General features: G+C 40.1%; 13 protein-coding genes. 7 read left to right on the forward strand and 6 right to left on the reverse strand.

Features of this window, described 5'->3' with window-relative positions; all coding sequences use genetic code 11:
* Window positions 1-2: 2 nt before the first annotated feature.
* Entirely contained in the window at window positions 3-1673 is a 1671-nt protein-coding gene (locus RWP09_RS06510; protein WP_314435560.1) for a formate--tetrahydrofolate ligase, read from the reverse strand.
* A 225-nt stretch (window positions 1674-1898) separates the two neighbouring features.
* Here RWP09_RS06510 and coaB point away from each other — a divergent pair, with 225 nt between their 5' ends.
* The 5 genes from coaB to RWP09_RS06535 all read left to right on the forward strand — a co-directional run bounded on the left by coaB (window position 1899) and on the right by RWP09_RS06535 (window position 4929).
* Window positions 1899-2588 carry a phosphopantothenate--cysteine ligase gene (gene coaB, locus RWP09_RS06515; protein ID WP_314435563.1) on the forward strand — a complete coding sequence of 230 codons (690 nt, stop codon included), beginning with the start codon at window positions 1899-1901 and terminating at the stop codon, window positions 2586-2588.
* A gap of 11 nt (window positions 2589-2599) precedes the next feature.
* Window positions 2600-3151: a phosphopantothenoylcysteine decarboxylase gene (gene coaC, locus RWP09_RS06520; protein ID WP_314435566.1), complete on the forward strand. Its 552-nt coding sequence runs from the start codon at window positions 2600-2602 to the stop codon at window positions 3149-3151.
* A complete protein-coding gene (locus RWP09_RS06525) occupies window positions 3135-3698 on the forward strand; it encodes an ECF transporter S component (RefSeq protein ID WP_000747412.1) in 564 nt (187 codons plus the stop codon). Before coaC ends, RWP09_RS06525 begins: the two co-directional genes overlap by 17 nt.
* A gap of 176 nt (window positions 3699-3874) precedes the next feature.
* A complete protein-coding gene (locus RWP09_RS06530; RefSeq protein ID WP_314435569.1) occupies window positions 3875-4402 on the forward strand; it encodes a hypothetical protein in 528 nt (175 codons plus the stop codon).
* Window positions 4403-4413: 11 nt separating this feature from the next.
* Window positions 4414-4929, forward strand: a complete 516-nt coding sequence (locus RWP09_RS06535; protein WP_314435572.1) for a transcription repressor NadR — start codon at window positions 4414-4416, stop codon at window positions 4927-4929.
* On the opposite strand, the gene RWP09_RS06540 is transcribed toward RWP09_RS06535, so the two are convergent.
* The 5 genes from RWP09_RS06540 to RWP09_RS06560 all read right to left on the reverse strand — a co-directional run bounded on the left by RWP09_RS06540 (window position 4926) and on the right by RWP09_RS06560 (window position 9511).
* The gene (locus tag RWP09_RS06540) at window positions 4926-5393 is read right to left on the reverse strand and encodes an 8-oxo-dGTP diphosphatase (protein ID WP_314435575.1); all 468 of its coding nucleotides are present in this window, start codon (window positions 5391-5393) and stop codon (window positions 4926-4928) included. The two genes, RWP09_RS06535 and RWP09_RS06540, sit on opposite strands and share 4 nt — an antisense overlap.
* Window positions 5394-5465: 72 nt before the next feature.
* On the reverse strand, window positions 5466-5954 hold the full coding sequence (locus RWP09_RS06545) for a GNAT family N-acetyltransferase (RefSeq protein ID WP_314435577.1): 489 nt from the start codon (window positions 5952-5954) through the stop codon (window positions 5466-5468).
* Window positions 5920-6483, reverse strand: coding sequence for a GNAT family protein (locus RWP09_RS06550; protein ID WP_314435580.1), 564 nt, complete (start codon window positions 6481-6483; stop codon window positions 5920-5922). The genes RWP09_RS06545 and RWP09_RS06550 overlap by 35 nt, the downstream gene beginning before the upstream one ends.
* Window positions 6484-6492: 9 nt before the next feature.
* Window positions 6493-8481, reverse strand: coding sequence for an excinuclease ABC subunit UvrB (gene uvrB / locus RWP09_RS06555; RefSeq protein ID WP_314435583.1), 1989 nt, complete (start codon window positions 8479-8481; stop codon window positions 6493-6495).
* Between the two features lie 76 nt (window positions 8482-8557).
* On the reverse strand, window positions 8558-9511 hold the full coding sequence (locus RWP09_RS06560; RefSeq protein WP_314435587.1) for a CPBP family intramembrane glutamic endopeptidase: 954 nt from the start codon (window positions 9509-9511) through the stop codon (window positions 8558-8560).
* Window positions 9512-9684: 173 nt separating this feature from the next.
* On the opposite strand from RWP09_RS06560, the gene RWP09_RS06565 reads away from it, so the two are divergent.
* Entirely contained in the window at window positions 9685-11850 is a 2166-nt protein-coding gene (locus tag RWP09_RS06565; RefSeq protein ID WP_314435590.1) for an ABC transporter substrate-binding protein/permease, read from the forward strand.
* Window positions 11850-12590, forward strand: coding sequence for an amino acid ABC transporter ATP-binding protein (locus RWP09_RS06570; RefSeq protein WP_314435591.1), 741 nt, complete (start codon window positions 11850-11852; stop codon window positions 12588-12590). Before RWP09_RS06565 ends, RWP09_RS06570 begins: the two co-directional genes overlap by 1 nt.
* Window positions 12591-12604 lie beyond the last annotated feature (14 nt).

Genomic DNA, 12604 nt, shown 5'->3' on the forward strand with positions numbered 1-12604 from the left:
TACTAGAACAAGCCTAGGACAGTTCCGTCACTTTCAACATCCATATTAAGAGCAGCAGGTCGTTTTGGAAGTCCTGGCATGGTCATGACATCACCAGTTAAGGCAACGATAAAGCCTGCACCTAATTTTGGTACCAATTCACGAATGGTAATTTCAAAGTTTTCAGGTGCTCCAAGTGCATTCGGATTGTCTGAGAAGCTATACTGGGTCTTAGCCATACAGATTGGTAATTTGTCCCAACCGTTTTGAACGATTTGAGCAATTTGTGTTTGGGCCTTCTTCTCAAAGTTCACTTTGCTACCACGGTAAATTTCAGTAACAATCTTTTCAATCTTTTCTTGGACAGAAAGGTCATTATCATACAAACGTTTGTAGTTAGCTGGGTTTTCAGCGATGGTCTTGACAACCGTTTCAGCAAGAGTTACTCCACCTTCTGCACCATCAGCCCAGACACTTGCCAACTCAACTGGTACATCGATTGAGGCACAAAGTTCTTTCAAAGCTGCAATTTCAGCTTCTGTATCAGATACAAATTCGTTGATAGCAACAACTGCTGGAATACCGAACTTACGAATATTTTCAACGTGGCGTTTCAAGTTGGCAAAACCTACTCTAACTGCTTCTACATTTTCTTCTGTCAAAGCGTCTTTAGCCACACCACCATTCATCTTAAGGGCACGAAGGGTTGCAACAATAACTACTGCATCTGGAGATGTTGGTAAGTTTGGTGTCTTAATATCAAGGAATTTCTCGGCACCAAGGTCTGCACCAAAACCAGCTTCTGTAACTGTGTAATCAGCCAAGTGAAGGGCTGTTGTAGTTGCCAAGACAGAGTTACATCCGTGAGCAATATTGGCAAATGGACCACCGTGTACAAAGGCAGGTGTTCCGTAAATTGTCTGAACCAGGTTCGGCTTAATCGCATCCTTCAAAATCAAAGCTAAGGCACCTTCAACCTGCAAATCACCTACAGAAACAGGTGTACGGTCATAGCGATAACCGATAACGATATTAGCCAAACGGCGTTTCAAGTCCTCGATGTCTGTTGCCAAGCAAAGAATGGCCATGATTTCAGAAGCGACGGTAATGTCAAAACCATCCTCACGTGGAATACCATTTAGAGGGCCACCAAGTCCAACCGTCACGTGACGAAGAGCGCGGTCGTTCAAGTCCACTACACGTTTCCAGAGAATACGGCGTTGGTCAATTCCCAGCTCATTCCCTTGGTGCAAGTGGTTGTCAATCAAGGCAGAAAGAGCGTTGTTAGCAGTTGTAATGGCATGCATGTCTCCAGTGAAGTGGAGATTAATATCTTCCATTGGCAGAACTTGGGCGTACCCACCACCAGCAGCACCACCCTTAATTCCCATTACTGGACCAAGAGATGGTTCGCGAATAGCAATCATGGTTTTCTTGCCAATCTTGTTCAAGGCATCCGCAAGACCAATGGTAATAGTTGATTTTCCTTCACCTGCAGGTGTTGGGTTGATGGCAGTAACCAAAATCAATTTCCCAACTGGATTGCTCTCAACTGCACGAATTTTATCAAAGCTAAGCTTAGCCTTGTACTTTCCATACAACTCCAAATCGTCGTAAGAAATTCCAAGCTTCTCTACAACATCAACAATGGGCTTCAACTCAATACTCTGTGCGATTTCAATATCTGTTTTCATTCAAAACTCCTCTAACCTCTTATATGATAATTCATTATAACACAAAACAAGATTTTTAACATCCTAAAACTCTCTAAACGTTCGTAAATATCCCTATTTTTAAGGTTTTTATAGTCCTTTCTTAAATTTTATATGGCTTTATAGTTTGAAACTATATTCTTTCCTTTTACCAAATTTTTATCGCTTTCATTTTACTTACCGTTTATTTTTGTGTACAATAGTGCTATGAAAATTTTAGTTACATCGGGCGGTACCAGTGAATCTATCGATAGCGTCCGCTCTATCACTAACCATTCTACAGGTCGCTTGGGCAAAATCATCACTGAAACCTTGCTTGCTGCAGGGCATGAAGTTTGTTTGATAACAACAAAACGAGCTTTGAAGCCAGAAGCCCATCCCAACCTAAATATTCGAGAAATTAACAATACCAAGGACCTTCTACTAGAAATGCAAGAACGTGTTCAGGATTATCAGGTCTTGATTCACTCAATGGCTGTTTCTGATTACACTCCTGTCTATATGACAGGGTTTGAGGAAGTTCAGGCTAGCTCCAATCTAGAAGAATTTTTAAACAAGCAGAATCATCAAGCTAAGATTTCTTCAACTGATGAGGTTCAGGTTTTGTTCCTAAAAAAGACTCCCAAAATCATCTCTCTAGTCAAGGAATGGAATCCTACTATTCATCTGATTGGCTTCAAACTGCTGGTTAATGTTAGCGAAGATTATCTAGTTGACATTGCCCGAAAAAGTCTTATCAAGAACCAAGCAGACTTGATTATCGCAAATGATCTGACTCAAATCTCAGCGAAGCAGCACAGAGCTATCTTTGTTGAAAAAAATCAGCTTCAAACAGTCCAGACTAAAGAAGAAATTGCAGAACTCCTCCTTGAAAAAATTCAAGCCTATCATTCATAGAAAGGAAAGCTATGGCAAACATTCTCTTAGCTGTAACAGGCTCAATCGCCTCTTACAAGTCGGCAGATTTAGTTAGTTCGCTTAAAAAACAAGGTCATCAAGTCACTGTCTTAATGACCCAGGCTGCTACAGAGTTTATTCAACCTTTGACACTGCAGGTACTCTCTCAGAATTCTGTCCACTTAGATGTCATGAAGGAACCCCATCCCGATCAAGTAAATCATATCGAACTTGGTAAAGAAACGGATTTATTTATCGTGGCCCCTGCAACAGCTAACACTATTGCAAAACTAGCCCACGGTTTTGCGGACAACATGGTAACTTGTACGGCTCTAGCATTGCCCAGTCATATTCCTAAACTAATAGCTCCTGCTATGAATACAAAAATGTATGACCATCCAGCAACTCAGACTAATCTGAAAACATTAGAAGCCTACGGCTATCAGCTGATTGCTCCTAAGGAATCCCTACTAGCTTGTGGAGACCACGGACGAGGAGCCTTAGCTGACCTCACAATTATTTTAGAAAGAATAAAGGAAACTCTCGATGAAAAAACGCTCTAATATTGCACCTATTGCTATCTTTTTTGCAACCATGCTCGTGATTCATTTTCTAAGCTCACTTATCTTTAACCTTTTTCCATTCCCAATCAAACCGACCATCGTTCATATTCCTGTCATTATTGCCAGCATTATTTACGGTCCACGCGTTGGGGTTACACTTGGATTTTTGATGGGGCTACTTAGCTTAACTGTTAATACGATTACAATTCTACCGACAAGCTACCTCTTCTCTCCATTCGTACCAAACGGGAACATCTACTCAGCTATCATAGCTATCGTCCCACGTATTTTGATTGGTTTAACTCCTTATCTAGTCTATAAACTAATGAAAAATAAAACTGGTCTGATTTTAGCTGGTGCCCTTGGTTCACTTACCAACACAGTCTTTGTACTTGGTGGAATTTTTTACCTTTTTGGAAATGTTTTTGATGGTAATATCCAAAAACTCCTAGCAACTGTTATCTCAACAAATTCGATTGCCGAATTAGTTATTTCCGCAGTTCTAACCTTAGCCATTGTTCCAAGACTACAGACTTTGAAAAAATAAAAACAATCTCCACTTTCAAACCTGAAGGTGGAGATTTTGCTCTATACAGTTTCTTTTTAGTGAACTCTTTACTAACTTTCAACTAAAAAATGACCTATAAACCCAAGTAAATCCTTGCTTTATTGTCTTGTTTATAGTACTATACTAGTGTATATACAGTAAAAAAGGAGATTCTTATGAACACACGGAAAAAGACACAATTTATGACAATGACTGCCCTCTTAACGGCTATTGCAATTTTGATTCCAATTGTTATGCCTTTCAAGATCGTCATTCCTCCTGCTTCTTACACTTTGGGGAGCCACATCGCTATTTTTATTGCTATGTTCTTATCACCCTTGATGGCAATTTTTGTCATCATAGCCTCTAGTTTTGGATTTTTGATGGCTGGCTATCCTATGGTTATCGTATTTCGAGCTTTTTCCCATATCTTTTTTGGGACTCTAGGAGCTCTTTACCTACAAAAATTCCCCGAAACCCTTGATAAACCAAAATCTTCCTGGATTTTTAACTTTGTTTTAGCGCTTATCCATGCCCTTGCTGAAGTATTAGCCTGTGTCCTTTTTTACGCCACTTCTGGTACCAATGTAGAAAATATGTTTTATGTTCTATTTATGCTAGTTGGATTTGGTACAATTATACATAGTATGGTAGACTATACATTAGCACTAGCTGTCTATAAAGTGCTTCGAAAACGCCGTTAAAAGGAAGAACTATGACAAAAGATCGCAAACAAGCTCTGCTCCAACTCTTGAAAGAAGCTCCTAAAGCCCTTAATGGCCAAAGTTTGGCTGAACATTTTCATGTCACACGTCAGGTCATTGTGCAGGACATTGCAATTTTGAGAGCCGATGGCGCTCCTATCCTATCCACTAATCGTGGCTACGTCTATAAGCAAATTGATACCAATCCTTATGTCCATAAACTTTTCAAGGTGAAACATGAAGTTGAAGAGATTGGTCAAGAACTCCTTGCTATCGTTGATAATGGTGGGCGTGTTAAAAATACCTTGATTGACCATCCCGTTTATGGAGAAATTGAAACCTTGCTTAAACTGTCTTGCCGCCGAGACGTTCAACATTTTCTAGAACAAGTCGAGCATTCTGATTTTAAACCTTTATCTGAATTGACAGATGGCATTCATTACCACCTAGTTGAAGCCGAAACACAACAAGACCTCCACTATATCGAGGAGGCCTTGGATCAGCTCGGTTATTTAGTAAAAGACTAGAAAATTTTCTTTTCCCAATCGTCGTCTGTACGGCGAGGGTAGAAAAATTCAGATTTGTCCGGAGCTTCCATCATCTCCATCAAAGGTAGCATATCATAGGCCAGATCCAAGTGTGGAATCTGGTCTTTTTGCACCCAAGAAACTTCTCCTTCATCTGAAGAGCGAAGGGTACCAGAGAACTTAGTTGCCTTGTAACAAACGACAATATAGCGCCCACCTGTATCTAGTGGCCAATTTTTAATGCCGACAAGTTGAGGATTTTGGATAGTCAACCCTGTTTCTTCATATATTTCACGAATGACAGACTCTGCGAAAGACTCGCCATTTTCTACATGGCCTCCTGGAAAGGCATAACCAGACCAGCGATTGGTTTCAGGAGCACGATACTGCATCACCACTCGCTGAGTTTCGAGGTCTTCAATCAGACAAATATTTGTTAAAATCGTTAATTGTGCTCGAGACATACATTTACTCACTTTCTAATTTATTAAATTTTTAGACTTGGTACCAGTACCATTAGCTTCTACTTTTTAAAATTATTTAGAATAAAATACCATTCGTTTTTCCTTTATAAGCTTTCCAAGTTCAAGTATCTTTTCTTGGCCATCAAAAGTAAAACCCATTTTTTGATAGAAAGCAATGGCGCGCTTATTATCTTTCAATACCCATAAGAAAATTTCAGAAAAATGATCAAGATCAGTCAAAGCTGCTTTCACTAACTTTTGTGCGATACCTTTTCCATAATAGTCTTTTAAAACATATAAAGCAATAATTTCACCAGCTTGAATAGTCTCATCACGAAAGTTGCCATAACTGATAAAACCAACTACCTTCACACCATCCATCGCAATCAATGTATTTTCTGGATACTTTTGACTAAAGAATCGACATCTTTCTAATGTCATCGTCTCCTGAAATTCTGCAGGCAAAAGGTCGTCATAAGCCTCTCTCCACGTTTGCCAGTGAACGAAGGATTTACCTTCTATCTCTTCAGGAGTTTCCATTGATTTGATAATAACCGTCATTGATTTTCTCCCAGTCTTCTCTCAAAATACCATATTTAATACTATCAAAATATTTACCTTGATAATAACGAACTTTTGGAATATGAGCTTCTTTTTTCATTTTTAATTTTTCAGCAAGTTTCATCATACCAAGATTTCCTGACCAAGTTGTCAAACCCAGATGCTCCAACTCCAAGTAATCCTGAAACGTCCTATCTATCCACTGCAACATAGCAATTTTCCCAATACCAGTGTTCCAGAATTTTTTATCATAAATACCAATTCCCAATTCCATCCATCTTGTTTGTTTACATACCCAATAACGTGAAACAGTCCCAACTAGTTTATCATCAACAAAAATACCAAGGCGATTTGAGTTGCTTAAAATGGATTCTGATTTTTGTAGTTCGAATTCTTTAAAATTTGAAAAATACTGATAATCATCATAATAGGGAGCGTCATACTGCTTCCAAATTGGATTAGATTGTGAATAAGCAATTTCCCACAAAGGCACCAAATCTTCTTCTATTAGTTTTCTTAAATCGATCATATTTATCCCTCAATCCAACGCCTTGACTTCCAGCATCATATCTCGAATCTGAGCCGCCAATTCAAAGTCAAGCACTTCGACGGCTTCTTGCATTTGTTTTTCGAGTTTCTTAACAAGTTCTTTGCGTTCTTGTTTGTTGAGGCTATTGATGTCGACTTCCTTGTCCTCTTCCTTAGCAACTGCCTTGGTCACGGCAATCAGGTCACGAATTTCTTTCTTGATTGTCTGAGGCACGATACCATGTTCTTCATTATAGGCCATCTGGATTTTCCGACGGCGGGCCGTTTCATCGATAGCACGTTGCATAGACTGGGTAACCGTGTCCGCATACATGATGACATGCCCTTCGCTATTACGGGCAGCACGACCAATGGTCTGGATGAGTCCACGTTCGTTACGAAGGAAGCCTTCCTTGTCAGCATCGAGAATGGCAACCAAACTTACCTCAGGAACATCAATACCTTCACGGAGCAGATTGATTCCGACCAAGACATCAAAGACACCCAAGCGCAGGTCACGGATGATCTCCGTCCGTTCCAAAGTCTTGATATCTGAGTGCATATACTTGACCTTGATGCCCATTTCTTTGAAGTAGTCAGTCAAATCTTCGGCCATTTTCTTGGTCAAGGTTGTAATAAAGGTTCGTTCGTTCTTTTCAACACGAGCATTGATTTCACCTAGGAGGTCATCAATCTGTCCCATAGTCGGACGGACTTCCACCTCAGGATCCAAAAGACCTGTCGGACGAATGATTTGCTCAATCACTGTCTCGGTCTGTTCATTTTCATAGTCACCTGGTGTCGCTGAAACGTAAACAATCTGATGAACATGACTCTCAAACTCTTCACGACGGAGAGGACGATTGTCCAAGGCTGATGGCAAGCGGAAACCATAATTAACCAGCATTTCTTTACGCGAACGGTCTCCATTATACATACCTTTTATTTGTCCCATAGTCATGTGACTCTCATCAATCATAATCAAGAAATCATCTGGGAAGAAGTCGAGCAGCGTATAAGGAGGCTCTCCTTCACTCCGTCCATCCATGTGACGTGAATAGTTCTCAACCCCGTTGGTATAGCCCATCTCACGCAACATTTCGATATCATACTCTGTCCGCTGTTTCAAACGTTGGGCTTCAAGTAATTTACCTTCCTTCTCAAAGATAGCTAGTTGCTCTTCTAATTCTGCTTGAATCTTAGCAATGGCAACTTCCATGTGGTCATCATTGGTCACAAAGTGAGTCGCAGGGAAAATCGCCAAATGATCCACTTCTCCCAATACCTGACCTGTCAAAGCCTCAACCTCACGGATACGGTCAATTTCGTCTCCAAAAAATTCTACTCGAAAAGCGTGTTCATCACGGGAAGCTGGGAAAATCTCCACTACATCCCCACGCACACGAAATCTTCCCCGTTGGAAATCAATATCATTACGTTCAAACTGGATATCAACTAAGTCATTCAAGAGTCTATCACGAGAAATTTCAAGACCTGGACGGAGACTAACAACACTATCAGAGTATTCCTTGGGCGAACCCAAACCATAGATACAAGAGACTGAGGCCACGACAATAACATCATTACGCTCCAGAAGAGCTGAGGTGGCTGAGTGACGGAGCTTGTCAATCTCGTCATTAACAGAACTGTCTTTCTCAATATAGGTATCACTAGAAGGTACATAGGCCTCTGGTTGGTAATAATCATAGTAGGATACGAAGTACTCAACTGCATTTTCAGGGAAAAATTCCTTAAACTCTCCATAGAGCTGGCCTGCTAGAGTTTTATTGTGGGCAATGACCAGAGTAGGTTTATTGACTTTGGAAATAACCTGACTCATGGTATAGGTCTTCCCTGTACCAGTCGCCCCCATCAGAATCTGAGCTTTTTCTCCCCCCTCGATATTATCAACCAACTGCTCGATAGCTTGAGGTTGATCTCCTGAAGGTTGATATTTTGATACTAGTTTAAATTGATTATCTGTAATGCGATTGATCATAAGAATCCTCTCTCCATGTGCTATTTCTATTTTAGCATACTTGTAACATTTTCACGAAGAAAAGGACGGACCGAAGTCACATCCTTTCATTTTCTTTCTTTAATTGATAAGCGAGATAGACAATCAGCAGTAGCAAGACCAGACTTGTCATGACAGAACCTTCAATCCCAAAAGAACCACCTGACAGCCAGCCTTGATCGCCTTGTGGTAAAAAGGTCATCAGAGACGTTCCTGACGGCTGACCACTAACTAAAATCCCAAATAGATTTCCCTGAGCAAAATTCCAGGCTCCATGAATACCTGCAACACCCCAAACTGTATCAGTTTTGAGAAGGTAAAGAGCCATGGCAACTCCGAATAAAAAGAGATTCACTAGAGATAGAGGTGTGAGACCCGAATTGCCCATATGAAGCAGGGTAAAGAACAGGCTAGATATAAGAACAGCAAGTTTTAGATTAGTTCTTGAGGCCAATTGAGGAAGGAGCCAAGCACGGGCCACCACTTCTTCTGCTGTCCCCTGTAAAATCCAAAATGGGATAGTAAATACAACAAAGGCAAGCGAATAAGGATTCAAGTGAATAGATTCCAAACGATATTGCCCCAAGGCTACTAAACCTAACAAGGTCAGAAGAAAAACTGCCAAACCTAAGCCAAATCCTTTCAGAAGACTGCTGAGGAAATTTTCTTTATAAAATCCTAAAGTTCGAATAGGTCTTTTCTCAACTTTTCTAGTCCATCTGAACACAGTGTTGAGAACGAAACCAAAGGCCAGCAATTCTAAAATTAAACGAAAATCACTTGTTTTATCCATCAAGCTCTGCTGCAAGGTTTGTAAGAAGGTAGCAAAAGCTTGACCACCCTCACCAAAATTTCTAGCCAGTCCGATGAGAGCTAACAAACTAATACCATACAAAGTATAAGCCACAAACTCTCCTATAAAGACAAAAACAAAGGCTAACAAGGGGCTTGTGTAGAGGTTGAACCGCATTTGAGAAGCTTGGAAGTCTTTAAAAATTCTTTTGTTCTTCATATCTCCGTTCTCTTTTCTTCTATTATGTACTATTATTATAGCACTTCATAGTAGCAATTCAAGAAAGAAAATAAATAAAATGATGTCATATTTTCTGACACAAAAATATAAAAATTTGCTTTTTTTTACTTTTTCTGATATAATGAGAAAATATTCGGAAAAGGAGACTAAAAATGAAGAAAAAATTTCTAGCATTTTTGCTAATTTTATTCCCAATTTTCTCATTAGGTATTGCGAAAGCAGAGACGATTAAGATTGTGTCTGATACCGCCTATGCACCTTTTGAGTTTAAAGATTCAGATCAAACTTATAAAGGAATTGATGTTGACATTATCAACAAAGTCGCAGAGATTAAAGGTTGGAACATTCAGATGTCCTATCCTGGATTTGACGCAGCGGTCAATGCGGTTCAAGCTGGTCAAGCTGACGCAATCATGGCAGGGATGACAAAGACTAAAGAACGTGAAAAAGTTTTTACCATGTCTGATACTTACTATGATACAAAAGTTGTCATTGCAACTACAAAGGCACACAAGATTAGTCAGTATGACCAATTAAAAGGTAAAACTGTTGGTGTTAAAAACGGAACTGCCGCTCAACGCTTCCTTGAAAGTATTAAGGATAAATACGGCTTTAGTATTAAAACATTTGACACTGGTGATTTGATGAACAACAGCTTGAGTGCTGGTGCCATTGATGCTATGATGGATGACAAACCTGTTATCGAGTATGCCATCAACCAAGGTCAAGATCTCCATATCGAAATGGATGGGGAAGCTGTAGGTAGCTTTGCTTTCGGTGTTAAAAAAGGAAGCAAATACGAGCACCTGGTTACTGAATTTAACCAAGCCTTGGCTGAAATGAAAAAAGATGGTAGCCTTGATAAAATCATCAAGAAATGGACTGCTTCATCATCTTCATCAGTGCCAACTACAACTACTCTTGCAGGCTTAAAAGCCATTCCTGTTAAAGCTAAATACATTATTGCCAGCGATTCTTCTTTTGCACCTTTTGTTTTCCAAAATTCAAGCAACCAATATACTGGTATTGATATGGAATTGATTAAGGCCATCGCTAAAGACCAAGGTTTTGAAATTGAAATCATCAACCCTGGTTTCGATGCCGCTATTAACGCTGTCCAAGCTGGTCAAGCAGATGGTATCATTGCTGGTATGTCTGTCACTGATGCTCGTAAGGCAACTTTTGACTTTTCAGAATCCTACTACACTGCTAATACTATCCTTGGTGTCAAAGAATCAAGTACTATTGCTTCTTATGAAGATTTGAAAGGGAAGACAGTTGGTGTTAAAAACGGAACTGCTTCTCAAACCTTCCTAACAGAAAATCAAAGCAAATACGGCTACAAAATCAAAACCTTTGCTGATGGTTCGTCAATGTATGACAGTTTAAACACTGGTGCCATCGATGCTGTTATGGATGATGAGCCTGTCCTCAAATATTCTATCAGCCAAGGTCAAAAATTGAAAACTCCAATCGCTGGAACTCCAATCGGTGAAACAGCATTTGCAGTTAAAAAAGGAGCAAATCCAGAATTGATTGAAATGTTCAACAACGGACTTGCAAACCTTAAAGCAAACGGAGAATTCCAAAAGATTCTTGATAAATACCTAGCTAGTGAGTCTTCAACTGCTTCAACAAGCACTGTTGATGAGACAACTATCTGGGGCTTGCTTCAAAACAACTACAAACAACTCCTTAGCGGTCTTGGTATCACTCTTGCTCTAGCTCTTATCTCATTTGCTATTGCCATTGTCATCGGAATTATCTTCGGTATGTTTAGCGTTAGCCCCTACAAATCTCTTCGCGTCATCTCTGAGATTTTCGTTGACGTTATCCGTGGTATCCCATTGATGATTCTTGCTGCCTTCATCTTCTGGGGAATTCCAAACTTCATCGAGTCTATCACAGGCCAACAAAGTCCAATTAACGACTTTGTAGCTGGTACTATTGCCCTATCGCTCAATGCAGCCGCTTATATCGCTGAAATCGTTCGTGGTGGTATTCAGGCCGTTCCAGTTGGACAAATGGAAGCTAGCCGAAGCTTGGGTATCTCTTATGGAAAAACCATGCGTAAGATTATCTTGCCACAAGCAACTAAATTGATGTTGCCAAACTTTGTCAACCAATTCGTTATCGCTCTTAAAGATACAACTATCGTATCTGCTATCGGTTTGGTGGAACTCTTCCAAACTGGTAAGATTATCATAGCCCGTAACTACCAAAGTTTCAAGATGTATGCAATCCTTGCTATCTTCTATCTTGTAATTATCACACTTTTGACTAAACTAGCGAAACGCTTAGAAAAGAGGATTCGTTAATGGCAAAATTAAAAATTGATGTAAATGATTTACACAAAAGCTACGGAAAAAATGAAGTTTTAAAAGGAATTACGACTAAGTTCTATGAAGGAGATGTTGTTTGTATCATCGGTCCTTCGGGTTCTGGTAAGTCAACTTTCCTCCGTAGCCTCAACCTTCTAGAAGAAGTTACTAGCGGTCACATCACTGTGAACGGTTATGACTTAACTGAAAAAACAACCAACGTTGACCATGTCCGTGAAAATATCGGAATGGTGTTCCAACACTTCAACCTCTTCCCACACATGTCTGTATTGGACAACATTACTTTTGCTCCTATTGAGCACAAGTTGATGACTAAGGAAGAAGCTGAGAAATTGGGAATGGAGCTGCTTGACAAGGTTGGGCTAGCAGATAAGGCTAAGGCCTGTCCAGATAGCCTATCAGGTGGTCAAAAACAACGTGTGGCCATCGCTCGTGGACTTGCAATGAATCCAGACATCATGCTCTTTGATGAACCAACTTCTGCCCTTGATCCTGAAATGGTTGGAGACGTACTAAACGTTATGAAAGACTTGGCTAAACAAGGCATGACCATGATTATCGTCACCCATGAGATGGGATTTGCCCGTCAGGTTGCCAACCGCGTTATCTTTACTGCAGATGGCGAGTTCCTTGAAGACGGAACACCTGATCAAATCTTTGATAACCCTCAACACCCACGTCTGAAAGATTTCTTGGACAAGGTCTTAAACGTCTAAACTCAAACTGTAAG

It is taken from the genome of uncultured Streptococcus sp. (assembly GCF_963521255.1).
Taxonomy (GTDB): domain Bacteria; phylum Bacillota; class Bacilli; order Lactobacillales; family Streptococcaceae; genus Streptococcus.